Annotated in this window: 24 protein-coding genes; 13 read left to right on the top strand and 11 right to left on the bottom strand. The window is 36.2% G+C overall.

Features of this window, described 5'->3' with window-relative positions:
• The first annotated feature begins 159 nt into the window (after positions 1-159).
• Genes meaB through FBT53_RS09170 form a run of 3 tightly spaced genes read left to right on the top strand, consistent with a single transcriptional unit; the run spans position 160 to position 3,060 of the window.
• Positions 160-1,200, top strand: a complete 1,041-nt coding sequence (meaB, locus tag FBT53_RS09180; protein WP_136950890.1) for a methylmalonyl Co-A mutase-associated GTPase MeaB — start codon at positions 160-162, stop codon at positions 1,198-1,200.
• 38 nt (positions 1,201-1,238) lie between these two features.
• Entirely contained in the window at positions 1,239-2,201 is a 963-nt protein-coding gene (locus tag FBT53_RS09175; protein WP_136950889.1) for a glycosyltransferase family 2 protein, read from the top strand.
• Positions 2,182-3,060: a lysylphosphatidylglycerol synthase transmembrane domain-containing protein gene (locus tag FBT53_RS09170; RefSeq protein WP_136950888.1), complete on the top strand. Its 879-nt coding sequence runs from the start codon at positions 2,182-2,184 to the stop codon at positions 3,058-3,060. Before FBT53_RS09175 ends, FBT53_RS09170 begins: the two co-directional genes overlap by 20 nt.
• On the opposite strand, the gene FBT53_RS09165 is transcribed toward FBT53_RS09170, so the two are convergent.
• Genes FBT53_RS09165 through mazG form a run of 5 tightly spaced genes read right to left on the bottom strand, consistent with a single transcriptional unit; the run spans position 3,053 to position 7,701 of the window.
• Complete coding sequence (locus FBT53_RS09165; RefSeq protein ID WP_136950887.1) at positions 3,053-4,711, bottom strand: glycosyltransferase family 39 protein; 1,659 nt, start codon at positions 4,709-4,711, stop codon at positions 3,053-3,055. The two genes, FBT53_RS09170 and FBT53_RS09165, sit on opposite strands and share 8 nt — an antisense overlap.
• The gene (locus FBT53_RS09160; protein WP_136950886.1) at positions 4,701-5,273 is read right to left on the bottom strand and encodes a phosphatase PAP2 family protein; all 573 of its coding nucleotides are present in this window, start codon (positions 5,271-5,273) and stop codon (positions 4,701-4,703) included. The genes FBT53_RS09165 and FBT53_RS09160 overlap by 11 nt, the downstream gene beginning before the upstream one ends.
• A gap of 11 nt (positions 5,274-5,284) precedes the next feature.
• Positions 5,285-5,512 (bottom strand): hypothetical protein, encoded by a 228-nt coding sequence (locus FBT53_RS09155; protein ID WP_136950885.1) that lies wholly within the window; start codon positions 5,510-5,512, stop codon positions 5,285-5,287.
• A 17-nt stretch (positions 5,513-5,529) separates the two neighbouring features.
• Entirely contained in the window at positions 5,530-6,918 is a 1,389-nt protein-coding gene (locus FBT53_RS09150; protein ID WP_136950884.1) for an MATE family efflux transporter, read from the bottom strand.
• Positions 6,919-6,924: 6 nt separating this feature from the next.
• Positions 6,925-7,701, bottom strand: coding sequence for a nucleoside triphosphate pyrophosphohydrolase (gene mazG / locus FBT53_RS09145; RefSeq protein WP_136950883.1), 777 nt, complete (start codon positions 7,699-7,701; stop codon positions 6,925-6,927).
• A 131-nt stretch (positions 7,702-7,832) separates the two neighbouring features.
• On the opposite strand from mazG, the gene FBT53_RS09140 reads away from it, so the two are divergent.
• The 4 genes from FBT53_RS09140 (at position 7,833) to FBT53_RS09125 (ending at position 11,854) form a co-directional block, all read left to right on the top strand.
• Entirely contained in the window at positions 7,833-8,711 is an 879-nt protein-coding gene (locus FBT53_RS09140) for an alpha/beta hydrolase (protein WP_136950882.1), read from the top strand.
• Between the two features lie 100 nt (positions 8,712-8,811).
• Positions 8,812-9,459 (top strand): GDSL-type esterase/lipase family protein, encoded by a 648-nt coding sequence (locus FBT53_RS09135; RefSeq protein ID WP_136950881.1) that lies wholly within the window; start codon positions 8,812-8,814, stop codon positions 9,457-9,459.
• Between the two features lie 10 nt (positions 9,460-9,469).
• On the top strand, positions 9,470-11,050 hold the full coding sequence (locus FBT53_RS09130; protein WP_136950880.1) for a family 20 glycosylhydrolase: 1,581 nt from the start codon (positions 9,470-9,472) through the stop codon (positions 11,048-11,050).
• A 252-nt stretch (positions 11,051-11,302) separates the two neighbouring features.
• A complete protein-coding gene (locus tag FBT53_RS09125; RefSeq protein ID WP_136950879.1) occupies positions 11,303-11,854 on the top strand; it encodes an HNH endonuclease in 552 nt (183 codons plus the stop codon).
• Between the two features lie 31 nt (positions 11,855-11,885).
• On the opposite strand, the gene FBT53_RS09120 is transcribed toward FBT53_RS09125, so the two are convergent.
• From FBT53_RS09120 to guaA, 4 genes are read right to left on the bottom strand one after another with little or no spacing between them, the layout of a single operon-like run.
• Positions 11,886-12,431, bottom strand: a complete 546-nt coding sequence (locus FBT53_RS09120; RefSeq protein WP_240729799.1) for a DUF922 domain-containing protein — start codon at positions 12,429-12,431, stop codon at positions 11,886-11,888.
• Positions 12,410-12,823 (bottom strand): OsmC family protein, encoded by a 414-nt coding sequence (locus FBT53_RS09115; RefSeq protein WP_136950878.1) that lies wholly within the window; start codon positions 12,821-12,823, stop codon positions 12,410-12,412. Before FBT53_RS09115 ends, FBT53_RS09120 begins: the two co-directional genes overlap by 22 nt.
• Positions 12,824-12,828: 5 nt before the next feature.
• Positions 12,829-14,988: a LysM peptidoglycan-binding domain-containing protein gene (locus FBT53_RS09110; protein ID WP_240729798.1), complete on the bottom strand. Its 2,160-nt coding sequence runs from the start codon at positions 14,986-14,988 to the stop codon at positions 12,829-12,831.
• Positions 14,988-16,520, bottom strand: a complete 1,533-nt coding sequence (gene guaA / locus FBT53_RS09105; RefSeq protein WP_136950876.1) for a glutamine-hydrolyzing GMP synthase — start codon at positions 16,518-16,520, stop codon at positions 14,988-14,990. Before guaA ends, FBT53_RS09110 begins: the two co-directional genes overlap by 1 nt.
• A gap of 227 nt (positions 16,521-16,747) precedes the next feature.
• Here guaA and pgmB point away from each other — a divergent pair, with 227 nt between their 5' ends.
• Both pgmB and FBT53_RS09095 read left to right on the top strand, forming a co-directional pair.
• Positions 16,748-17,407 carry a beta-phosphoglucomutase gene (gene pgmB / locus FBT53_RS09100; protein ID WP_136950875.1) on the top strand — a complete coding sequence of 220 codons (660 nt, stop codon included), beginning with the start codon at positions 16,748-16,750 and terminating at the stop codon, positions 17,405-17,407.
• A gap of 202 nt (positions 17,408-17,609) precedes the next feature.
• Positions 17,610-18,152 carry a pyridoxamine 5'-phosphate oxidase family protein gene (locus tag FBT53_RS09095; protein WP_169630345.1) on the top strand — a complete coding sequence of 181 codons (543 nt, stop codon included), beginning with the start codon at positions 17,610-17,612 and terminating at the stop codon, positions 18,150-18,152.
• Here the strand turns inward: FBT53_RS09095 and bshC are convergent.
• Positions 18,141-19,742 carry a bacillithiol biosynthesis cysteine-adding enzyme BshC gene (bshC, locus tag FBT53_RS09090; protein WP_136950873.1) on the bottom strand — a complete coding sequence of 534 codons (1,602 nt, stop codon included), beginning with the start codon at positions 19,740-19,742 and terminating at the stop codon, positions 18,141-18,143. The two genes, FBT53_RS09095 and bshC, sit on opposite strands and share 12 nt — an antisense overlap.
• Positions 19,743-19,867: 125 nt before the next feature.
• Between bshC and FBT53_RS09085 the strand changes: the two genes are divergently transcribed.
• The 4 genes from FBT53_RS09085 to FBT53_RS09070 all read left to right on the top strand — a co-directional run bounded on the left by FBT53_RS09085 (position 19,868) and on the right by FBT53_RS09070 (position 25,126).
• Positions 19,868-22,315: a M14 family metallopeptidase gene (locus FBT53_RS09085; RefSeq protein WP_136950872.1), complete on the top strand. Its 2,448-nt coding sequence runs from the start codon at positions 19,868-19,870 to the stop codon at positions 22,313-22,315.
• The gene (locus FBT53_RS09080; protein ID WP_136950871.1) at positions 22,315-22,698 is read left to right on the top strand and encodes a VOC family protein; all 384 of its coding nucleotides are present in this window, start codon (positions 22,315-22,317) and stop codon (positions 22,696-22,698) included. Before FBT53_RS09085 ends, FBT53_RS09080 begins: the two co-directional genes overlap by 1 nt.
• Before the next feature lie 75 nt (positions 22,699-22,773).
• Positions 22,774-24,048 carry a carboxypeptidase-like regulatory domain-containing protein gene (locus FBT53_RS09075; RefSeq protein ID WP_136950870.1) on the top strand — a complete coding sequence of 425 codons (1,275 nt, stop codon included), beginning with the start codon at positions 22,774-22,776 and terminating at the stop codon, positions 24,046-24,048.
• A gap of 22 nt (positions 24,049-24,070) precedes the next feature.
• Positions 24,071-25,126 carry an LD-carboxypeptidase gene (locus tag FBT53_RS09070; protein ID WP_136950869.1) on the top strand — a complete coding sequence of 352 codons (1,056 nt, stop codon included), beginning with the start codon at positions 24,071-24,073 and terminating at the stop codon, positions 25,124-25,126.
• On the opposite strand, the gene rocD is transcribed toward FBT53_RS09070, so the two are convergent.
• Positions 25,123-26,406 (bottom strand): ornithine--oxo-acid transaminase, encoded by a 1,284-nt coding sequence (rocD, locus tag FBT53_RS09065; protein WP_136950868.1) that lies wholly within the window; start codon positions 26,404-26,406, stop codon positions 25,123-25,125. The two genes, FBT53_RS09070 and rocD, sit on opposite strands and share 4 nt — an antisense overlap.
• Between the last annotated feature and the right edge of the window lie 86 nt (positions 26,407-26,492).

The following is a 26,492-nucleotide window of genomic DNA, read 5'->3' as shown; positions in this document are numbered from 1 at the left end:
AATTTTTCTTTACGAGCAGAGAAGGTAAGACTTGTTTGCCCTACCACACCAATAAGGTATATTAAAAATTTGTGAAATATAGCAATACAGTACAATTAGCTAGCATTTGCGTTCTTTAGGAGCGCATTCTTGTTATTTTAGCAATAAATTCAAAGTGTCTTGGGTATAAATCCATCTTTTAAAAACAATAAGCAATCGCCAGAAAATAAAAAAAAGGCGCCCATTGCGGTAGACGATTTGTTCTCAGAACTAAAAAAAGGGAATAAAACAGCTTTGGCAAAGGCCATTACTTTAATAGAAAGTACCCATACAGACCATAAAACATTAGCAGACCAATTAATTATTCAATGCTTACAACTAACCAACACCAGTATTAGGGTTGGTATCACTGGCGTCCCGGGCGTTGGCAAAAGTACCTTTATAGAAACTTTTGGGTCTTATTTAACCCAACAAGGATTAAAAGTTGCCGTACTTGCTGTAGACCCCACAAGCTCTATTTCTAAAGGAAGTATTTTGGGTGATAAAACCCGGATGGAAACCTTAGCTAAAGATGCTAATGCTTTTATAAGGCCTTCACCGGCAAGCGATTCTCTTGGGGGCGTTGCTCAACGAACTCGTGAAAGCATTATTTTGTGCGAAGCAGCCGGATATGACGTCATTTTGATAGAAACCGTAGGGGTTGGCCAAAGTGAAACAGCTGTGCACAGTATGGTCGATTTTTTTCTACTATTAAAACTAGCTGGCGCTGGAGACGAATTACAAGGTATAAAACGTGGCATTATGGAAATGGCAGACGCCATCGTCATAACAAAAGCAGATGGTACTAATTTAGAACAAGTGCAACTGGCCAAAACAGAGTTTAAAAGAGCCCTACATTTATACCCGCCTAAACCAAACGGGTGGTTCCCAAAAGTTTTAAGTTGTTCTGCAATACAGAATACAGGTATAGCAGCAATATGGGATACTGTAACCCATTTTGTGTCTACCATGAAAGAAAACCATCAATTTATGGCCAACAGAAAAAAACAAGACAAAAACTGGTTTCTACAAGCCGTAGATGGCTTACTAAAACATCAATTTTACAATACCCCTGGCATTCAAGAGCAATTAAAAACACTATTAACACAAATAGAAACCAATAAAGTATCGCCTTTTGCCGCTGCCAAAGTACTCATAGAGGGTAAAACAGAAAACACTTAATTAAAAAGCCTAAATTTGCGGCGATTTAAACAGTATACATGCAGGTGGTAACAGATTCTCCCCTTTCTATTGTAGTTCCTTTATATAACGAACAAGATAATGTACAACTATTAACCCAAAAGATACATGAGGCTTTAGTGGGGTACACTTATCAAATTGTTTATGTGGACGATTTTTCTACAGACCACACTAAAAAAGTGGTAAAAGAAATGAACGACCCCAAGGTGGCGTTGATTGAATTAAAAAAGAACTATGGGCAAAGTTTAGCGCTAGCTGCTGGTATTGATTATGCTACTGGGGATTTCATCATTACCATGGATGGAGATTTACAGAACGACCCAAGCGATATCCCTTCCATGTTGCAATATGCGGTAGATGGCGAATACGATTTAATTACAGGAATACGTCAAAAAAGAAAGGATTCCCTAGTAAAGAAAATTCCATCTAAAATTGCTAATTTTTTAGTCCGTAGAGTGACTAAGTTAGACATTAAAGATAATGGGTGTGCTCTAAAAGTATTTACTAAAGATATTGCTAAAGGGCTTAACCTTTATGGAGAAATGCATCGGTTTATTACGCTTTTAGCCTATCTAGAAGGAGCACAAATTAAGCAAGTACCTGTTAAACACCATGCAAGACATGCTGGCAAATCTAAATATGGATTAGAGCGTGTGTTTAAAGTTGTAGCGGATATGATGTTACTCCTATTTATAAGAAAGTACTTTCAGCGTCCCATTCATCTTTTTGGAATATTTGGATTCTTGTTAATTATACTAGGTGTTTTTATAGAAATGTACTTGCTAATTGTAAAATTTGGATTCGACCAAGATATAGGTACAAGACCACTATTAATTTTTGGAATGATGTTTATCTTAGGTGGCATACAGCTTTTTACCATTGGTATTGTTATGGAGCTTCTTATACGTACGTATTATGAGAGTCAGTCTAAAAGACCATATAGAATAAAGAAAATAACCATAGGTGACGGAGAAACAACGTAAATCCATCTTAACTGCGCTTAAAATTGTTATAAGTGTAGTCTTGATTTACTTTATTTTCACCAAAATTAATTTTGGCGATGTCATTGCGGTTGTAAAAAAAGTGCATATAGGTTATTTAATTTTAGCGCTCTTTTTATTTATAATATCTAAAACTTTCAACGCCCTACGTTTAAATCTATACTTTCATAGTATCAACATTCCACTTACCCATGTTAGCAATTTTAAATTGTATATACTGGGTATGTTTTACAATCTATTCTTACCTGGCGGTATTGGTGGGGATGCTTACAAAGGCTACGTTATTCAGAAAAAATATAAAACGGGCACACGCAAAATAGTTTCTGTTCTTTTGCTAGACCGCTTAAGTGGAATGTTATTAATTGGCATTTTTGCTTGCATTTTTGCCGTTTTTGTTAAAGCACCTGTACTACAACAATTTACATGGCTGTTTGTCCTCGCAATACCATTAGCTATTGTAAGTTTTTGGTTGGTGGTAAAAAAATACTTTAGTTATACCCTAGGAGTATTTTGGACTTCCTTCTTTTATTCCTTTTTAGTTCAGGGAATACAACTTTTAGCAATCTTAGCTATTCTACAAGCTATAGGCATCGCCCTAAATACTGTGGCCTATCTATTTATTTTCATGGTTTCCTCAGTCGTATCCGTTATTCCCCTAACTATAGGTGGCATAGGTAGTAGAGAAGTTACTTTTTTATACGGATCACATTGGTTGGGGTTGCAAGCAGACACTGCTATTGGCATTAGTTTTGTATTCTTTATAATTAATGCCTTGGTTTCGTTAGCCGGTATAATTTACCATTTAAAAAAACCTGAACTACATACAAACCCGACTATTTAAGGTGTACCAAATGCCTTTTATTGACAATCTTTTTTCTAGTATTGGGATTTAGAAATTTAGCTTGTAAACGAGTAATTCTAAATTGATTAACCGTTAACTTTTTATCCCAATCTATCCCAGCCTCTTGTAACTTTTTAAGCTCATTATCCGATGCATAAACCCATGCATTTTCCACTTGCATTAAGTCGGTAATACTACTAATAGTCACAGGTTTTTTATTGTAAAAATCCAATGACCACGTATGTTCTTCACTAATTTTATAAATGTCATTGACATCAATAGCATTTGCCTTTATCTTTTTTGCCATTGTAGAACCTGCTTGGTATTCTAATAAATGTGGGTAGAAATGCAAATTCATAACACCATTAAGCAACAGGCTGGCATAGACAGATAAGGTAATTAGTCTTACATAGCTAGGCTCTCGTTTTAAACAAAAATAAATAACCAGACCTAATCCACTAAAAAGCAACACATAATTATACCAAGTTGTAAACTTAAACACGTAAAAGCAAACCAATAGCGCAAAAATATACACGATACTCAATACAAAATACTGAAAACCTAACAGCGCTTTAATCATCGACTTTTTGGTAAACTTTTGCAAGCTGTAAATGTAAGATGCGGTGAGCACAGCATACAACGGCATCATAATATTCATATAATGTGGCAACTTAAATTGGGCAAAGCTGATTAAAAAGAATATGAATGTAATACCGCCTAAAGTCAAAAACTCAAACCCTTGTATGTACTTAAATCGCATTTTAACAAAAGTCTTAACTCTCCAAAAATAACCTAACAAGGCCAATAAAGACCAGGGAAGAAAAACCCATAAAAAGGTGTGAAAAAAGAAAAAGAAGTCGCTACTATTTTTACCGATACCTTCTCCACTCATCCGTTCAAAACTCTGCTCCCAAAAAATAAAAAAGATACCACTGCGCTCATTTCTACCTCTAATTACTTTCTCTGGGTGCAAATCGAATTGTTGGTAATACGCATATAACATAGGGCTTATGGTTACACCAAAAACAAGCAAAGCCAAAAGCACACGGTAATTTAGTAACAAATGCCATCTTCTTGTATACGCTAAATGGCATAAAACACATAATCCTATAACCACAAGAGCTATTTGCCCTTTTGTAGCAAAAGCCATTCCGGCAGCAAATGCACCCCAAAGTAAATTTTTAAGCTGCTGTTCTTCTATATAGGCAGCTAATTGCCAAACTGAAAGTATGGTAAACCCTGTAAGAACCGCATCTGTACGGACATCTATGGCACCTAAAACTATAGTTTGGCAGGTCATAAAAATTAAAGCTGCAAACCTACCCACATCTGCATTATATAATAGTTTACCAAGACCAAAACAACTATAAGCCGCCAATAGGGTGGCCAAAATTCCTGGGATTCTATAGGCCCAATCGCGAATGCCAAAAAATTTAAAAGATAAGGCCGCCAACCAATAATGCATATGGGGTTTGTCTAAGTATTCGTTTGGACCTTTAAATAAATGCGTAAAATCGTTTTCTTGTACCATTCGCATCGCCATAACAGCAAATTGGGCAGAGTCGTTTTCAAATAAGGTAACAAACATGCCTGCTAAGTATACCAAACAAATTAAGCCTATTAAGAACCAATACCGCCTATTAGATATCATACCCAACCTTTTGCAATATTGTTTTAAACAACTTATAGAACACCCAGCCAAAAACTATACCTACCATAAAACCGGTTAAAACGTCTCCTGGATAATGTACGCCAAGATAAATGCGACTATAGCCCACTGCAATACCCCAAATTAACAGAAATATGGCAAACCACTTGTACGTTCTAAAAAAGAAAGATGCAAAAAATACAGCTACGCCAAATGCATTAGCGGCATGTGCAGAAAAGTAACCATACTTACCTCCACAGCTGTTTTTTACCAAACGCATTACCCTGAATACCTCTTGGTTATGGCAGGGTCGTGGACGTTGAAAACCATATTTAAAAAAGTTGCTAAGCTGGTCTGTACAGGTAATTAACAATGCAATAAAAATGAGTAAAAAAACAGTCTTCTTGGGTCCTAATTTTTTATACGTAAGAAACAATAAGAGCACATATAACGGTATAGCACCCCATTTGTCGCTCAAAAATAACCAAAAACCATCCCATTGGGGTGTTCCAAGGTTATTCAGAAATAAAAAAATTGTTCTGTCTATGGCATCTAGTCGCTCCAAACCTATCACTGCTAATCTTCGTATCTACTAACTTCTCTATCATAAAAAGCAGTAGCCTCTTCTATCAGATTTTCTGCCTCGGTCATTAATTCTTCTTCGTCCTCCTTAGAAAACTCTTCCAGCCATTCAACCTCATCATTTTCTAGATTTATAATGAACCTTGGGTAGTCTGTATGCACAATAAAAATTGCATCAGGAAAATCGGTATTATCGCCCAAAAGAAATTTAGGTAGTTCCATATCACATTTAATAGTACCTAGCTTGCCTTAGCTTGCTGGGATTTTTGAACAATCAGTTTATCTGTCAATAATTTGAATCGAATATACAATAATACTGCAGAAACCGTAAGGCCAGATAAAAGCCCTAACCAAATTCCGGTACTTGCCAATTCCGTGTGTAAGCCGAGGTAATAGCTTATGGGAAAACCAACTAGCCAATAGGCAATAAACGTTATAATAGTAGGTATTTTAACGTCTTGTAGTCCTCTTAATGCGCCTAAGACAACAACTTGTATCCCATCTGAAATCTGAAAAAAAGCTGCAACCAAAAGCAGTTTAGCTGCCAAAGCAATTACAGCAATGTTGTCTTGTTGATTAGCCAAATCGTCTACATCTAAATATATGGTTGGGAAAGCATGCCTAAACACTAGAAAAAGGGCAGCAAAGACAACTTCTATAAGCAAGGTTAAAAAGAACACTGAAGAAGCAATACGTTGCAATTCTTTAAAATTCTGTAATCCTTTTTGGTTCCCCACTCTTACCATAGCAGCGACACTTAAGCCAATGCCTACCATATAGGTCATACTGCTTAAATTAAGTGCTATTTGGTTGGCAGCTTGTGCATTTTTACCCAAGACTCCGCTGAGCCAAACTGCAGATGTAAAAATTCCGACCTCAAAAAACACTTGCATAGCAGAAGGGAAACCCAGTGCCATAATCTTATTTATTATTTTTTTCTCTATAGTTTTTAAGGTAAGACCTTGAAAATAGACTTTAAACTTTGGTTTATGATACATTAAATACCAAACAAAAAGTACCATAACCACTCTAGAAACCAATGTACCTATTGCAGCTCCAATAATACCTAATTTGGGTGCCCCAAATGCTCCAAAAATAAAAATATAATTCAGTAGAATGTTTACTACATTAGAAACTATGGTAGCATACATGGGGTATTTGGTTTGTGAAAACCCATCTGCGAACTGCTTAAATGCCTGAAAAATAATCATAGGCACCATGGATACTGCCACCAAATTTAAATAAGGCATAGCCAGCGCAACCACTTCTGGTGGTTGCTCCATGTAATAAAGCAAATTTTTACTACACATAATTAAGGTAAACATTACCGCACCTATTATTAGACAAACTAACAACCCATGTTTAAATAATTTTTTAGCCATGGGAATGTCATTAGCACCATCCGCTTCTGCCACTAGAGGTGTTAGTGCTGTAGTAAAACCAATACCTACGTACATAAAAATAAGAACTAAGCTATTGCCCAAAGACACTGCTGCCAATTCTGCTGTTCCCAGTTGGCCCACCATAACATTGTCTGCAAAAGCTACAAAAGTATGTCCCAGCATACCAAGTACTACCGGGGCAGCTAGTTTAAGATTGTAGGCAAACTCATTGGTGTACTTTTTCATTTAAACCTACTTTTTAGTTTTAGCTTCTTCCCAAAAAACATCCATCTCTGCCAGGGTCATCTCTTGCAAAGTTTTACCTAATTCTTTAGCCTTTTGTTCTAAATATTGAAATCTTTTAATGAACTTTTTATTGGTTCTTTCTAAAGCGTTTTCTGGATTAATATTTAAAAAGCGAGCATAATTAACCATAGAAAAAAGTACATCTCCAAATTCTACCTCCATTTTATCAGCATCATTTTTTAGCACTTCTTCTTGTAGTTCTCCCAATTCTTCTTGGAGTTTTTCAAATACTTGTTCTGGTTGTTCCCAATCAAAACCCACACCAGCTACCTTTTCTTGTATCCGGTTTGCTTTTACCAAAGCAGGCAAACTGTTTGGCACTCCTTCTAACACACTCTTTTTGCCTTCTTTTAATTTGATGTTTTCCCAATTTCGCTTTACATCTTCTTCATCGGTTACTTTAACATCACCATATATATGTGGATGGCGATGTATCAGCTTTTCGCAGATACTGTTGGCTACATCTGCAATATCAAAATCCTTAGTCTCAGAACCAATTTTAGCATAGAATACAATGTGCAATAAAACATCTCCTAATTCTTTTTTAACCTCTTCCAAATCATTATCTAAAATAGCATCGCCTAACTCATAGGTTTCTTCTATAGTTAAATGCCTTAAAGACTGCATGGTTTGCTTTTTATCCCATGGGCATTGAGCCCTGAGCTCGTCCATAATGGTTAATAATCGGTCAAAAGCTCGGAGTTGTTCCTGTCTAGAGTTCATGCTGAAATTTTCAGGCTTCAAAACTACAATTTGTTGAACGGTTTTACCTGCTAATTTGTAAAAAGTAACAATTATGGTTTTGGTGTCAATGCACCGCATAAATTATCCTTACATTTAAGAAACTAAATAGCATGAAAACCTATCTTATTTCCGTTTTTTCAATTATGATTACCCTAGGTTATAGTCAAGAAAAAATTATCCTTCCTTACAATGATGAAACTACAAAAGCCTATACCCATCCAGAAAGGGAGTATTTCTCTAACATTTGGCAAACCCAAGTTGTTACCAATGTAGCCGTGCCTTCCCTAGAAGTATTTAGACCAAGCCCCGCTATAAATACAGGTACAGCTGTTATAGTTGCTCCTGGCGGCGGACTATATGGTCTTAGTATTAATAGTGAGGGTAAAGACGTTGGTAAATGGCTTGCTGATAAAGGGATAACCGCCTTTGTATTGCGATACCGCTTAGTGCCTACGGGTGACGATGGGGTTCAAGAAATATCAGAATTAGGACAAACCAATCCTGCAAAAATTGTTACAGAAGTTACTAAATACATACCACTTTCTATTAAGGATGGTTTAAATGCTATTGAATATGTACGCAATAATGCAGAAACTTATGGCATCGTAAAAAACAAAATTGGTTTTATGGGCTTTTCTGCTGGTGGCGCAGTTACGGTTGGGGTAAGCCAAAATTATACCAAAGCATCCAGACCAGATTTTTTGGTCCCTGTGTATTATTGGTCCACCGTATTATTACCCTTACCCCCTAAAACAGATGCTCCACCAATGCTACTTGTTTGCGCTACAGATGACCCCCTACAACTTGCTAGTGGTAGTATTGCACTTTATAATACATATCTACATGCAGGTAAATCTGTTGCATTGCATATGTATGCTAAGGGCGGACATGGTTTTGGAATGAAAACACAAAACCTACCTTCTGATAAATGGATAGACCGATTTTATGATTGGGCAGTAAGTGAGAAACTGATTAAAATTACACCATAAAATAACGTGCTGCACCAAAAGTTAAATTAGACTTAAGAGCTGTTCCATTTTGACCAAAAGGATAAAAAAATCTTTACCTTCCATAGTTAATAAGAATATTATGCTCAATAAATTTTATCTATTCATATCTCTTCTGTGTGTAATTGGATCTACTAACGCCCAAGATGTATTTAAAGACGAAATAACTGCGTTGGTAAAGCATAATGATTCGCTTTGGAATCAAGAAAAAGCCACGGTAATTTTTACTGGTAGCTCTAGTATAAGAATGTGGAAAAACCTAAAAGAATGTTTTCCTGAACATCAAGTATTAAATACAGGTTTTGGCGGTTCACAAACTAGTGATTTATTACATTATTTAGATGATGTGGTGTTACGTTACCATCCTAAAAAAGTATTTATTTACGAAGGAGATAATGATATTTCAGCCAAAAAAAGACCTAAAGAAATTATAGTAACATTACAAGAAGTTTTAGAACGACTTTACAAATACGACCCAGATTTAGAAGTAGTACTTATATCTACCAAGCCTAGTATTGCCCGCTGGAAATTGAAAGGAAAGTACAAACGTCTCAACAAAAAATTAGATAAACTGGCCAAAAATTCTCCCAATATTAGTTATGCGGATGTTTGGTATGCAATGCTCGATGGCAAAAAACTACGTAAAGATATTTTCATAGCAGATGGCTTACATATGAATCCCACGGGTTATGATATCTGGCACCAACAACTAAAACAATTTCTTTATTGACCAAGCCATAATGAAATCGACCATTCTAAAATCCATAACCATATTTTCTTTACTACTTGCCTTACTATCATGTAAAGAAGAGAAGAAAAAAATTGAATATCCTAAAACGGATTTATCTGTAAATGCCCTAATACCTAAACCCATTAAAGTAATACCTACCCATACGGCCTTTGGATTAGATAGTAGTACCGTAATTTTTACAGACCAAAGCGCCACTGGTTTTGAAGCGGTAGGACAATTTTTAGCAAATAAAATAAAAGAAGTTACTCCCTTAGAATTAGGCGTCAATACCAGTATAGATGAGAGTGTAAGGCGTATTATCTATATCACTAAAACAGACAGTTTAGCACAGGATTCTCCTGAGGCTTATGAACTTTATATACAGAATGATACTATCTTATTGAGTGCACGTTCTGCGGCAGGTGCTTTTAGAGGCGTTCAAACCCTACGACAACTTATTCCCGAAGCGGCTAATGACACAATAAGCAGTAGTTCCATGTGGCTAATACCTAGTGGAAAAATAATAGACGCTCCACAATATGCTTACCGCGGAGCAATGTTAGATGTGGCAAGACATTTTTTTACTGTAGCAGAAGTAAAAAGATACCTGGACCAATTGGCCTACTATAAAATAAATAAGTTTCACTTGCATTTAACAGATGATCAAGGATGGCGCATAGAAATAAAATCGTGGCCAAAACTAACAACTATAGGTGCTAAGACAGAAGTTGGCGGTACAAAAGGCGGATTTTACACACAGGAAGATTATAAAGAAATTGTAGCCTATGCAGCAGAACGGCATATAGAAGTTATCCCAGAAATAGACATGCCTGGTCATATCAATGCGGCAGTTTACAGCTATCCTATTTTAAATGGTAATGGAAAATCTGTAAACAATTACACTGGAATGCGAGTAGGCTTTAGCACTTTAGATACCCGTAAAGACACTGTATATAAATTTATAGATGATGTAATTGGTGAACTCGCAGCTATTTCCCCGTCCCCGTATTTTCACATTGGTGGTGACGAGACATTCGCTACCAAAAAGAAAGATTACCTACACTTTATCAATAAAGTTGAAGCTATTGTAAACCAACATGGTAAACAAATGATGGGATGGAATGAAATATCCCAAGCCGATATTTCTAGCAATACCATTCATCAATTATGGAAAGAAAAACATCATTCCGTAGAAGCGGCTAAAAAAGGAGCTAAAATAGTTTTGAGTCCCGGCAACAAATCGTACTTAGATATGAAGTATGATGCAAATACCAAACTAGGGTTAACTTGGGCAGGATTTATACCTGTAGATTCTGCTTACCAGTGGAGGCCATCCACTTTTATAAAAGGATTAGGGAAAGAACATATATTAGGGATTGAAGCACCATTATGGTCAGAAACGATAACTAATAGCGATGATTTAGAATACCTTGCTTTTCCAAGAGTTATTGGAATAGCAGAATTAGGCTGGACACAAGAAGAATTTTATGATTGGGAATCGTATAAAAAACGGTTAGGCCTACAAGTTCCATACTTAAAACGCAATTCTATTAACTATTTTAATGCCACAGAGGTACCTTGGGAGCGCTAAATACATGTATTTACCCCTGCATAACTTATAAATTATTGTTAAAATTTATGGTTTAAGTTTGCTTTTATTAGTCTTTGATTAACAATTTTGTAATATTATACTTACTTTTTTAATATTATTTTATTAATTTTCAGCGTTTTAATTAAACCTGTTAACGGTTAATACTATAAAACCCCCCGTTTTTTTGTACATTTCCCCTAGTTTTTATGGGGGATACACATTAGTGAAATAAAAACTTTTAAGTGATAGCAAATGATTAGGAATTTTTGGAACGAAGAATGGAAGGAGATTAAGTTTGATGAAAAGATTTCAAAAGATGCCAAATTCAAGATTTCCAATTACGGTAGAGTCATCAACTGTAAAGGAGATAAAGAATTTTTGGTAACTGAATCTTTTATCAACGGATACCAGAACCTTCCATTGAAGCAGGAGCAAAATGGAAAATCTACGAGTAGATACGTCCATAAGTTAGTCGCAGAGCATTTTCTAGAGAAAAAAGAAGGCGACCAGTACGTAATCCACGTAAATTACGACAAGAAGGACAATAGGGTGGAAAACCTTAAATGGGCTACTAAAAAGGAGAAAGAGGAACACCAGTTCAGCAATCCTGCCTACAAGAACCGACCTAGGAAAAGAACTTACGCCAAACTAACAGAGGCAAAAGTTAAGTTGATCAAAAGAAAGATCCACGATCCAAACAGAAGAACCCGTATGAAAATGATTGCAAAGCAGTTCGGTATCTCTGAAATGCAATTATACCGTATTAAAAGCGGAGAAAACTGGGGTTCTGTTACCGATTGGTAACAAAACACATTTGTTAGTATTTACAAGAGCACTACGCTTTATCATTAAGCCTTTCTAAGGCTTCTGCAATGCGTTTGTTCCAACGTTGTTGGGCCTCTGCATTTCTAGAGAAACTGGTTTCCCAGTCATAGCGCTCTTGTAAATCTTTCATTTCTTTAAGCGTATCCTTGTAAATTTTTTGTATTTCTTCTTTTACATTTTCTGTAAAAGCGGTACGCTCTACAACTAATTTCATCTTGCGTGCATACAATTCAGTAATATTAAAATGCAACTGCTCATGTTGCAATACCCTTTCATTTACTAGCTCTGGTCTATACCAAGATTGATTAGGGTAAAAGAATGCGGTAATAGTGATTGTAACTTTAACCTCATGATACCAAATATTGGCAGAGTAATTATAGGTTATTCCGCTTGCTGTAGTTGCGGCGGCGGCAGCGTCTTTAGGTATTTTACCTTTAAAATCACTCCAGCTTAGCTTTTGCTTGGATTGCCATGGTACTCCTGCTTCTTTATCTTGCGCAGAAAGAACAAAACCTAATAAGAGGCTAACAACAATTATTCCTTTTCTAAATCCCAATTAAATGTAATTACCTTTTCTATATCTGGGTGTAAGCTGTAGTGTACAGGACAGGTTTCTGCTGTACGTTCTAAAATTGTGCGCTGCTTTTGTTCTTGCACCCCTCTTAAACTAAGTTCTACCTCAATTTTAGAAATTCGTCGAGGGTTGCTATCCATATATTTAGCAACATTAGCAGTAGAACCCGCCAAGTCTATACCCATATCTCTAGCCTTTATACCCATTACAGTAAGCATACAACTGGCCAAACCTGTAGCTATTGTATCTGTTGGTGAAAAGGCCTGTCCTAGTCCATTATTATCTGTAGGGGCATCAGTTACAAACTCGGCTCCAGAACGTAAATGCTCACAAGTTGTTCTTAAATCTCCGGTATATGTTACTTTAGAAGTCATCCTAATTATTTTAGCTCTTTAATATACAAATTATCGTAACCCAGTACATAAACAGCATTGTTGTAATAACCCGCAGTGTATTTATGGTAGTAATCAAACTTATTTCCACTGTACTCCGTTACTCCAATTTCTTTATTGGTTTCAAATAGATTTTTCTTGTAAGCTAATTTTAAAACTAAATCCATAGTCATATCATATCCTCTTACTGCATACCTATCTGGATCTATTCCATATTTTTTCTTGTAAGCTTTTACAAAAGAACTTGTTTCATCTACCTTAAACGGTGCAGGAAAGGTGAATTTTAAATTAGACAAATGAGGTCTAGAAACATCTTCTCCTTCAAAGGCACTATTATAATTGGTAGTGAACATACGAACTTTAGTTTTACCTCCAGTCTCATTATTATGGTTAGATGCATTAAGAATAGAGCTAACACTAGCCACTAAACTTTCGTCCGTTGTTTCTACTATAACCCAATTCTCTTCATTTCTAGTAAGCATTCCCTTAAAATCTACTAGGTGTAACGACCCGTCTTTAGCCATATTGGCTACTCTTGCGTAGGGCAATCGTTTTAAAATAGCTTGCCTAGCCTCTAGGTGTTTGGCATCTGCAATAACAATAACTTGTTCTTTAGTTCTATTTTTTTCTATATAATCTAACAATGTATTTCTCAACAACTCATCATTAGGCATGGAATAAAAAACGTTGTTAAAATTCACCGCGTTAGCGGATGCAAATGGAGCCACCACAGGAATATTTTTTTGAGTTGCCTGCGCTGCTACTGTATTCAATAAACTAGGATCTACTGGTCCCACAATAGCATCTATACCTAACAAGTGCTGTGCTAAAATTGCATTAACCTTATCCGCGTTTCTTTCCGTATCAAAGGCTTTTACGTTTACAGAAATTCCTAAATGCTTTAAACTATCTAATGCTATCATAGCACCAGAATATAAGCCCATAGCATAGCTGATGTCTTTTCTACCTGTAATTTGATTTTGCGTTTTATCGCTATTAGAAAAATCTACTCTATCTAACCTAAAGGGAAGCAAAAACATTAGATTGGGTTTGTTTACCACATTTATACTGTCTAGCAAATTAATTTGATCAATCACTAGGGCGTTTTTAACTTGCAGTACCTCTTCTTTCTTTTTTGGTAATTTAAGTACCATGCCAGCCTTTAGTCCATTTTCTAATTCTGGATTGAGCAATAAAAGAGAATCCCTACTAATCTTTAAATTTCTAGTCAATGTAAATACCGTTTGCTTAGGCTTTACTTGGTAAAAAATAAAGTTCTCAGTGTTAACTATCTCATCATTAGGCTTACGTTTAGGCAAACGCAACACCATACCTTCTTTTAAGCCGCCTAAGTCTTTTATCTCTGGATTTAGTGCAATGACTGAATCTACAGGGATACCATAGTTCTGACTAATTCTATAAATCCCAATTGATTTTGGAACGGTATACGACTCAAATATCCCTACTTGTTGTTCTTTTAAGCTATCGCCTTTAGGCCTTGGCAAACGTAATTCTTGCCCTTCTGCCAAATAACTACTATTCTTTGGCAAATTAGGATTAAGAGCTATTAAGCTATCTACGGTAATACCATATTTATTAGCAATACTCCACCTAGTTTCTTTAGGCAGTACTTGATATTGAAAAAATTCGATATCTGTTTCTTCTTCCTCAGGAACTTCTGGATATTTAGGAATTTGCAAAACCATTCCCTTTCTAAGGGGTGTAGCATACAACTCTTTATTGTATCTTTTTAATTGTTCTTCTGTAATATTATAAGCCTTGGTAATACCAAATAAAGTTTCTCTTTTACGCACCTTATGCCTAGTGTAGCCAATAGGCCTATCTTGGTTTAGATTTTCTTGAACCTCGGGCTTAGGCTTTATAGGTTTTTCTTCTGTAGCTCCATCTATGTCTTCACTCACAGGAATGACCAAAATTGTATTTGGTTTTATATTTTCCCTATCTGTGATTTCAGGATTTTCTTTAAGAATTGCAAACGGAGTTACCCTATACTTTTTAGCAATGCTATATAGTGTTTCTCCCTTTTCTACCCCGTGGGTTATATAACGCTGCTGTGCAGAAACACAAAACGTACCCAAAACAAACGTACAAACTACACAAAATGCAGTGATAAAAGAATTTTTCATTATTCCCATTCTATAGTGGCTGGTGGTTTAGAACTAATATCGTACACCACTCTATTTACACCTTTTACTTTATTAATAATATCGTTAGATACCTTCTGTAAAAATTCATAAGGTAAATTAACCCAATCTGCCGTCATACCATCAGTACTTTCTACCGCTCTTAGCGCTACACACTTTTCGTACGTACGTTCATCTCCCATTACCCCTACACTATTTACGGGTAAAAGCATGGCTCCGGCCTGCCAAACTTTGTCGTAAAGTCCACTTTTTTTAAGACCTTCAATAAAAATGGCATCTACCTCTTGTAACATAGACACCTTTTCTGCGGTAATATCACCTAAAATACGAATACCTAATCCTGGTCCAGGAAAAGGATGCCTGCCTAAAATATTGTCTGGCATGCCTAGGCTCTTACCCACTCTTCTTACCTCATCTTTAAATAATAAATGTAAAGGTTCTACAATCTTCAACTTCATATAGTCTGGCAAACCACCTACGTTATGGTGGCTTTTTATGGTTACCGATGGCCCACCACTTGCAGATACTGATTCTATCCTATCTGGATAAATGGTTCCTTGCGCCAACCATGTTGCATTTTCTACTTGATGTGATTCATCATCAAAAACCTCAACAAATACTCGGCCAATAATTTTACGTTTACCTTCTGGATCCGACTCCCCTTTTAAAGCATCCAAAAAACGTGCCGAAGCATCGACTCCCTTAACATTTAGCCCCATTCCTTTATACTGCTCCAAAACCTGCTCGTACTCATTCTTACGCAGTAAACCATTATTTACAAAGATGCAATGTAATTGTTCACCAATAGCTTTATGCAAAAGCATGGCTGCAACACTTGAATCTACACCACCAGAAAGTCCTAAAATTACGCGCTCATCACCAATTTTTTCTTTTAACTCAGATACAGTTTCCTCTACAAATGCTGTGGGTGTCCAGTCTTGCTTTAAGCCTGCAATGTCTACTAAAAAATTCTTTAAAAACGTACTTCCGTCTTTGGAGTGGTACACTTCTGGATGAAATTGTATTGCGTAGGTATCTTCCCCATTTATACGGTATGCTGCGTTGACAACATCTTCCGTACTTGCCAATAACACTCCGTTTTCTGGTAATTCTTTAATGGTATCACTGTGACTCATCCACACCTGAGTACCTTCGTCTATACCCTTTAAAAACGCTTCATCTGTTTTAAACTTAGACAGATGTGCCCTACCGTACTCTCTAGTAGCGGATGGTGCTACGCTACCTCCACTAAAATGAGCTAAGTATTGTGCTCCATAACAGATACCTAATAATGGTTTTTTGCCCCTTATTTGCGATAAATCTGGATGCGGAGGATTGTCTAACCTCACTGAATGTGGTGAACCAGAAAGTATCACAGCTTGGTAAAGAGATAAATCCTTAGGCGGATTATTAAATGGTTTAATTTCTGAGTAAATGTTAAGTTCCCGAACGCGTCTGGCGATCAATTGAGTATACTGGGAACCAAAATCGAGGATTAAAACTTGGTTATGCATGAGCAAAAATAGCAATTTGAAATAGTACCGAAAGGTAATTTTAAAGATTATTATCAGTTCTTTTGAAATTGATTAATTATGAGGTAATTAGGACATTATTTTTTTTCTAACTACCTATAAACCTAAAGATTATCCTTATTTTTAATTATTCTAGGCACATATAACATTCTGTAGCTTTTTTCTTAACAATTTAAAACCTTTCTTTGTGCTCCAAACCAAAATTTAAAATGATAAAAGGATTTATCTTCGATTTGGACGGTGTAATTACGGATACCGCTGAACTACATTTTCTTGCTTGGAAAGCCCTTGCTGACGAGATGGGCTGGAATTTTGACCGTGAAGTGAACGAAAAACTTAGAGGTGTTTCTAGGTTAGATTCCATAGGTATTATTATGGACCACAACGCTGTAAGTTTACCAGAAAAAGAAATAGTTGAACTAGCTACTAAAAAGAATGAGATTTACGTAGCAAGTTTAAACCAAATTACTCCTGAGGACTATTTGCCTGGTGCTAGAGAATTACTTACACATTTAAGACAAGAAGGTTTTAAAGTGGCATTAGGCAGTGCAAGTAAAAATTCTACTAAAGTTTTAGCACAACTAGATGCTACCAAATATTTTGATGTAATTGGTGACGGTAATAGTGTAAGTAAAAGTAAACCTGCGCCAGATATCTTTTTGTTTGGAGCAGAGAAACTTGAGTTAAAGCCAGAGGAATGTGTAGTTTATGAAGATGCCGAAAGCGGTGTTGATGCTGCTAAAGCAGGAGGTTTCCACGCTGTAGGGATAGGCCCTAAGGAGCGTGTTGGCCATGCAGACGTTCGGTTTGATGATATGAAACAAGCGACTTTGTTTGAAGTAAAATCTCATTTTAAAGATTTGTTTTAAAACAAGTCAACATAATAAATGGCAAAAGCCCCGGGAACCACTCCGGGGCTTTTAATTTTAAATCAAAACCAACCTAAACACATGAATTAACTAATCCACATACTTAAAGCTTTGCTTTTTAATCAAAGCAATTTGTAGTATAACAATTAGTTTTTGCTTTACCCTACCCTAAAATTGAATTATTTTTAAAAAAAGTTTTAAAGTGAATCAATTAGTTTTACAAAGCATCAAAAAAGAACTCCAAACAGCACTTAACACTTATAGCCATCCCTTTAGATATTTTACCTGTGGCACCATAGCAAGTAAAACGCCAAAACAACGAACTGTAGTACTTAGGGCTATAGAAGGAGATTTTAAATTAATCTTTTACACAGATAAACGCTCTGCGAAAGTGGAACAATTAAGAAACAACTCCACCATATCCGCACTATTTTATCATCCAGAAAAAAAAATACAACTCCTTTTTACTGGGAATGCGACTATTGTTACGGAAACTAAAGAGTTGCAAAAAATATGGACGCAATTATCTGATAAAGCAAAGAAAGACTATACCACCAAAAAAGCTCCGGGAAGCACTATAACACCAACAGATGGTATTGATTATTTGAGTGACCGAAACTTTTTCTGCCAAGTAGAAATAGAAACCACAACATTAGAATATTTAAAACTCACAGACAGCCAACATCAACGTATTGAATTTACCAAGCAAAATGATGGATGGGAGAGTCAGTTTTTAGTCCCGTAACACTAAAAATTCTAACTGAAGTGGACGCAACTTTTCTTTTAAGATTGTAATTAAGTCATCTCCATATTCTAAATACATCTCAGAAAAATTGAGTTGTCTTTCTTGTAACGAATAATTAGGGAATAATTGATTTTGAAGTTCTGTAATACGAATTACATGGTCTTTAAGTTTTAATTTTTGAGCCTTTAAAAGACGTTTTTCTAAATTATCTAATCCCTTTTTTTGCTTAACTTCTTGTGCTTTCACAGCTCCGATGAAGGATTCGTCGGTTTGCTCCGCTAACTCATAAAGTGCTTTAAACTGTGCTTCTAGGGCCTTTTTTTGTGGTGTAAAATCTATATCAATATTAGATATTTTTCTAATTTTCTTATTGATTAACCTACTCTGTTTTAAAAATAAATCTTCAACAGACAACTCCATTTTATGAATCTTCTGCACTACTTTCTGGGTTATTAATAGAGCAGAATTCCGCGGCAGAAGTATAGGAAAAGGAACTTCTAATACATCAAAATACTGTTTAAGTTGTAGCCAGTACGCCAATTCTCCGCCACCGCCAATGTAGCATAAATTAGGTAAAATTACTTCTTGGTATAGCGGCCTAGCAATTACATTAGGAGAAAACCGTTCTGGATGCGCATCCATCTCATTTAAGAGTGCTTCCCTAGAAAATGCTATCTCAGTATCATTTACAAAAAAATCGGCACCACGCTGTACAATTCGCTCTCGCAAATTATCCTTAATGTAGAAATAGTTAATTTCTCTTGGATTTACTTGAATTTTATAATCCTCAGAAGCATTGCTCAAAGCATTTATAGTCTTAGAAACCAACGCATAAGGCTGCTGATTTAAAATGTCTGCTTTCATGTACGGTATTAACAATCGCTTTAAATCAGCATCGTCCCCGTCTACGATAACTAGTCCGTAAGACCTAAATAATTCATTTACAATATACCGTGTAGCCTCCGTCAAAGTAGCGTGCTGTAAATACCCCTCTTTAAATAACTTTTTTAGTTCTTCTGCTCGTTGGGTAGTTCCCATTTGAGCCTCTATCACCTTAAATACTTCATCTAAACCCGTAGTATCTAACCTACCCACTGGTCCAGCAGCCTTTTTATTCCATTGTATTTTCTTGCCTTTAAAATTGAAGTAGTTTATTTCTTCAAAATCGTGGTCCTCTGTTGCCATCCAGTACACAGGCACAAAGTTTTTATCTGGGTACTTTTGTTGTAATTCTTCGGTAAGATTAATTGTACTAATAATCTTATATAAGAAATAAAGGGGTCCTGTAAACAAATTCAGTTGGTGTCCTGTAACAACAGTAAACGTATTTTCTAAGCCCAGTGCCTCTATATTTGCTTGTGTATTGGGTGATGCGGATATTCCTTGATACTGTGCTTTAAGGGCCTGTACCAATATTTTTCTTGTTGTTACAGAAAACGATTGTTCTTTTGTCTTAATCTGTGCTTCAAAATTTTCAATTCTAGGAAAGTGTCCATAGAATTTAGAAAGCTTTGGCTCTTCTGAAATATAATCGCAAATAAGCTTGGAAAAATAACCGGTTTTTTGGTAAGGTATACAGTCTACATCCATGAACTCAAGAAAAAAATCGGGTTAAAGATAAGTTACTTCAAACAGTAGAAGCCTAAAAATTTCGTTAATTGCCGCTTGCAAAAAATATTGCTAGCTTTGAGTTTACGCCACAATCAAACACATTTATGAAAAAAATTTTTACGCTACTAGTCCTTTCTATCGCTTTAAACACTTATGCACAGACTCTTAAAAGTCCTTCTGAGTTTTTGGGATATGAACTTGGAACAGAATTTAGCAGACACCATGAGGTTGTAGGTTACTATAAATATTTAGCTCTTGTAGCACCAGAAAATGTAAAGTTAATTACCTATGGTAAGACTAATGAACGTAGACTTTTACAACTGGCTTATGTTTCTAGTGCAGAAAACCTAGCTAATCTAGAAGAAATACGCAAAGAGCATTTAAAAAATACTACGGGCACTGGCACTAATGATAAGGCTATCGTTTGGTTAAGTTATAACGTTCATGGTAATGAAAGCGTAAGTACAGAAGCTTCGATGAAAACCATTTACAGTTTATTGACCGATAAAAAAGAATATCTTAAAAACACCATAGTTATTATAGACCCTTGTATTAATCCGGATGGTAGAGATCGGTATGTAAACTGGTATAATCAGAATAAAAACACTCCTAATCAGGTAGACCCAAATAGTGTAGAGCATCACGAGGGTTGGTTGTCTGGCAGAAGTAATCATTATATGTTCGATTTAAATAGGGATTGGGCATGGTTGACCCAAGTGGAAAGTCAACAACGATTAAAAATTTTTAATCAATGGTTACCGCATGTACATGTAGATTTTCATGAACAAGGTGTAGATAATCCATATTATTTTGCACCTGCTGCAGAACCTTACCATGAGGTGATAACCGATTTTCAACGCGAATTTCAAGAGACTATAGGTAGAAATCATGCAAAATATTTTGATGCCAAGGGTTGGTTTTATTTCACCAAGGAGGTTTTTGATTTGCTCTATCCTAGTTATGGAGACACCTACCCTATGTATAATGGAAGTATTGGGATGACGTATGAGCAAGGCGGGAGTGGCCGTGCTGGCTTAGGTATTATTACAAAAAATGGGGACACGCTTACGCTACAAGAACGTATAGACCACCATTTTACAACAGGCTTATCTACAGTAGAAGTAGCCGCTAGGAACACACAACGTCTAAATAGCGAGTTTAAAAAGTTCTATCAGCAAAAAAACTTTACCTATAAAGACTATGTTTTAAATGGAGATGTTGATAAAATTAGAGCACTTAGTTCTTTATTGAACAAACATGAAATAGCATATCATCAAGGTACCAACAGTACCGTTAAGGGTTTTGGCTACCAAACCAATCGCCAGACTTCTTTAAAAAGTAATGAGAATAGCTTAGTGGTTTCTACCAACCAACCCAAAGGTACCATGGTAAAAGTATTATTTGAACCCGCTGCCAAGTTGAGTGATTCTTTAACTTATGATATCACGGCTTGGTCTTTACCCTATGCGTACGGTCTGGATGCCGTAGCAAGCACAAATACGGTTAGCAAGCAAAATTTCATGGACCAACCTATTACAACCAAAGTAACCTCTAATGCGTATGCGCATGTAACAGATTGGAACAGTATGTACGATGCTCGTTTTTTAGCAGAATTACTCCAAAAAGGAATAAAAATACGTGCGGCACACCATTCTTTTACACTTAATGGAAAATCTTTTGAACGTGGTAGTCTTATTATTACCAAAACCGATAACGAACAAGTGGCTGATTTTGAAACAACATTACAAGAAGTAGCTACCAAACATTATAAAAGTTTAGAGGCTGTAAACACCGGATTTGTGGATGGCGGCAAAGATTTTGGTTCTAGTGCTGTAAGAATGATTAAAAAGCCTAAGGTTGCAGTCTTTAATGGTAAACCTAGCTCCACCCTACAATTTGGAGAAGTATGGCATTTCTTTGAGCAACAATTGAACTATCCTGTGACCATTTTAAACGAAGCTTATTTTAAAAATATAGATTTAGACGCCTATGATGTACTGATTTTGCCCAATGGCCGTTACAATTCTTATTTGGATGAGACCACCATGGCAGAGCTTAAAGATTGGGTTAAAGCAGGTGGCAAACTTATTGCTATGGGTGGCGCCTTAAAAAGCTTAACCGGTAGTAATGGGTTTGGTCTAAAAATAAAAGAATTAGAAAAGGAAACTGAAGCTACATCCCCTACGCCTAGCCATGCCATAGAACGAGAGCGAATGAAAAATGCTATTACCGGAGCTATTTTTAAAACTAGAGTAGATAATAGTAATCCTTTGGCATATGGGTATGGCAACAGCTACTTTACGTTAAAACTAGGCACAGACAGTTATGATTATCTAAAACAAGGCAACGCAGTTTACTTAGAGAAAGATGCTACTCCAGTTTCTGGTTTTGCAGGTACTAACGCACAAAAAAAACTGGGCAATACCCTTGTTTTTGGCAATCAAAACTACGGCCGTGGACAAGTAATTTATATGGTAGATAATCCTCTATTCAGAGGTTTTTGGGAAAACGGCAAGCTATTTTTTGCTAATGCCCTGTTCATGGTAGACTAATGTTTACAGGTATACACCATATCGCCATAATTTGTTCTGATTATAAAAAGTCGAAACATTTTTACACGGAGATTCTAGGTCTCTCTATTCGTAAAGAGACCTATAGAGAGGCTAGGGCTTCTTACAAATTAGATTTAGACGTTGCTGGGCAGTATTGTATTGAACTCTTTTCTTTTCCCAATCCACCACAAAGAACTTCTAGACCAGAAGCAGCTGGTCTGCGTCATTTAGCCTTCTGTGTAACCAATTTAGAAGATGCTATTGCACGCTTACATTCTTTTGATGTTGCTACAGAACCTATCCGGATAGATGAACTTACGGGAAAACGATTTACTTTTTTTGAAGACCCAGACCAATTACCGTTAGAATTATATGAAGTATGAAATCATAATTTAAGCTGATATTTTGTAATTTTAGTTGTAAAACTGCAAACTAGTAAAACTTATAAACTGTTGATTATGAAAAAGATATTCACCCTAATTTTATTTGCTGTATGTTGTACTACAACACATAGCGTTGTAGCCCAAAATGGACAGTTCCGAGAATATAATGGAGAAGTTTTAGAAGAAGGCAGCAACAAATCTTTAGCGCTTGCTACCATAAGCATTGAAAACACCAATATTAGCACTATCACAAATACGGACGGTGAGTTCAGTTTAAAAGTACCTTTAACCACCAAAAATGCGCAAGTAATAATTGCTTTTTTAGGGTACGAAACTAAATCAATTCCGCTTACAACATTAAATCAAAAAAATAATAAAATTCACCTTAAGGTGGCAGTGACCGCTTTAGAACCAGTAAATATAAATGCACCAAAAGATGCAGAGAAATTGGTGCGAGAAGTGTTGAGTAAAAAAGGAGAACATTACCTTGATGCGCCATCTATTATGACAGCTTTTTACAGAGAGACTATTAAAAAGCGAAGAAGAAATGTTTCGCTATCAGAAGCAGTTGTCAACATTTATAAATCGCCCTACGCATCAGACAAAAACGATGCGATGCGGTTGTATAAAGCTCGTAAAAGTACCGATTATAATAAATTAGATACCGTGGCTTTAAAGCTACAAGGTGGCCCATTTAACACCTTGTATGTGGACCTGATGAAATATCCAGAATACATCTTTGCTGGTGGCTTAGTAGATGAATACCGATTTAAATACGAAGGTTCCACATTAATTGATGACCGCCAGATTTACGTCATCGCTTTTAATCAATTAGAGAGCATTGCAGACCCTTTATACAAGGGAAAATTATATATAGATGTAGAAAACAAAACTTTGGTAAGCGCCGTATACCAATTGAATATTACAGACCGTGAAAAAGCCTCCAGACTATTTGTAAGAAGAAAACCAGCTCAAGTAGATGTTTGGCCAACAGAGGTAGCTTATCGTGTAGATTACCGAGAAAAGAATGGTAAATGGTATTATGGCTATAGTAATATTTTGATGGAGTTTAAAGTAAATTGGGAAGGAAAGCTCTTTAATTCACTCTACAGCATGGCTGCTGAAATGGCAGTAACAGATTGGAAACAAAATACAGAACAACAAAATCTTAAGAATAAAGAAAAACTAAAACGAAGTACTATTCTGGCAGATGAAGCTATTGGGTTCTCTGACCCAGATTTCTGGGGAGAATATAATATTATTGAACCTGAAAAATCTATTGAGAGTGCCATAAAAAAAATACAACGCCAAATAAAACGAGCCAATAAAAATGGTGCTGCTAAACCTTAGTCCTATTAAATAAACAATTGCTATGACCAAAAGAAGGTTATTTATACAATCCTCTCTTGCTCTGGGAGCAACAACTTTCTTTTCTCAATTTGCTTTGGGTGAAATACACCATTTAGACAATAACCTATCTAAAATTAAACCGAAAAAACTTAAAAAAGGAGCTACCATTGGTGTAATCGCCCCAGGTTATGCTGTTAAAAAAGAAGTACTAGAAACTAGTTTAGATGCGCTAAAAAAAATGGGATTTATGCCTGTACACACGCAACGTATTATAGGTAACTACGGCTATTTTAGTAATACAGATGAAGAACGCGCAGCAGATATTATGGAGATGTTTAAAAATCCAGAAATAGATGGCATCCTGTGTGCTAGAGGCGGTTACGGTTGCACCAGAATACTACATCTTTTGGATTATGATGCTATACAGAATAATCCAAAAGTACTTATAGGTTTTAGTGATGTTACAGCACTTTTGAATGCCATTTACAAAAAGACGGGATTGGTTGGCTTTCATGGTCCCGTAGGCAGCACACTGGATGATGCTTATAGCCAAGAATACTTGAAAAAAGTTGTGATGCACAACCAGCAGCACACAACCTTAAAAAATGTAGTTTTAACTAAAGTGGAAATGTTATCAGATACCACCTATGAACGCTACACAATTACAGCTGGTACAGCAACGGGTGAACTTATTGGTGGTAGCCTAACATTGGTTACGGCTCTAATAGGCACACCATACGAACTTGACTTTACAGATAAATTAGTTTTCTTAGAAGATATAGAAGAGCGGCCTTACCGCATAGACCGCATGCTTACTCAACTGTTATCTACGTCAACTTTTAATAAAGCAAAAGGTATTTTTTTTGGTGTTTGCATTGGTTGTGACACCCTTAAAGATAATCGCAATTTCACCTTAAAAGAAGTCATTCTGGATAGAATCTCCCCAATGGGGATTCCTGCGGCGTATGGATTCAGTTTTGGGCATGTTCCCAATAACTTTACCTTACCCACAGGAATTATGGCCCAACTAGATGCAGACCAATTGTCTTTACATTTGTTAGAAAATGCTGTGGTCTAAGCTTGTTTTTTGAAACCTTTTAAGGTTTTAGCTATTATTGCCACACAATCTTGCAATTGCGTTTTATTCATCACCAAAGGAGGAGCAAAACGAATAATATTACCATGGGTTGGCTTGGCTAATAAACCATTTTCTTTTAGTGCCATACAAATATCCCAGGCCGTACTGCTATCTTCGGTATCGTTGATTACAATTGCATTAAGCAAGCCTTTACCTCTAACTTTTACTACTAAGTCAGTTTCTGCTATAATTTTTTCCATTTCGGAACGAAAAAGCACTCCCAATTCAGCAGCATTTTCTGCCAAACGCTCGTCTCTAACAACTTCTAAAGCAGCGGTGGCTACGGCACAGGCTAAAGGATTACCTCCAAAGGTAGAACCGTGATTACCAGGGCGTATTACTTCCATTATTTCATTATTTGCCAAGACAGCAGAAACTGGAAATACACCACCAGAAATTGCCTTGCCAAGAATTAAAATATCTGGCTTCACTTCTGGCTCTCCAGAACAATTTCTATCCGCGCAATTACAGTCACCACAAGTAGCCAAAAGCTTTCCTGTTCTTGCAATACCGGTTTGCACCTCATCGGCAATAAACAATACATTATTCTCCTTACACAATGCTCTTGCCGATTTAATGTAGCCTTCGTCTGGCACAAAAACACCTGCTTCTCCCTGTATAGGCTCTACCAAAAATGCTGCAATATTTTCTTCTTCTAGAGCAATTTTTAAAGCAGACAAATCATTATAGGCAATAGAAACAATTCCAGGAGTAAATGGGCCGAAATTTTCCGTTGCTACAGGGTCATTGGATGCAGATATTATAGATATAGTCCTACCGTGAAAATTATTCTCACAAACTATGATTTTTGCTTTATTTGCAGGAATTCCCTTTTTCTCATACCCCCATTTACGTGCTAATTTCATAGCAGTTTCAACAGCTTCTGCTCCGGTATTCATTGGTAGAAGCTTATCGAATCCAAAATATTCAGTGGCAAACTTTTCAAACTTTCCCAATTGGTCGTTATAAAACGCTCTTGATGTTAGGGTTAATTGCTGAGCTTGATCAGTAAGTGCTTTAATAATTTTAGGATGACAATGTCCTTGGTTAACGGCAGAATATGCAGAAAGAAAGTCATAATATTTGTTTCCTTCTAAATCCCATACAAAAACACCTTCTCCTTTGGTTAATACCACAGGCAGTGGGTGGTAGTTGTGAGCACCGTACTTGTCTTCTAATTCAATTGCTTGCTGTGAAGTTAAATCTTGTAAAACAGCCATTTTAATAGTTTTTATAATTGTTAAAATAACCATTCCTTCTGTACCTTTTTTTTCCTGAAGAGCTTCAGAAAAGCAGCGTGGGAGAG

It is taken from the genome of Flavobacterium sp. ASW18X (genome assembly GCF_005144745.1).
GTDB lineage: Bacteria > Bacteroidota > Bacteroidia > Flavobacteriales > Flavobacteriaceae > Croceivirga.
Note: the sequence above shows the minus strand (reverse complement) of the source record. Positions and strands in the feature narration are given on the sequence as shown.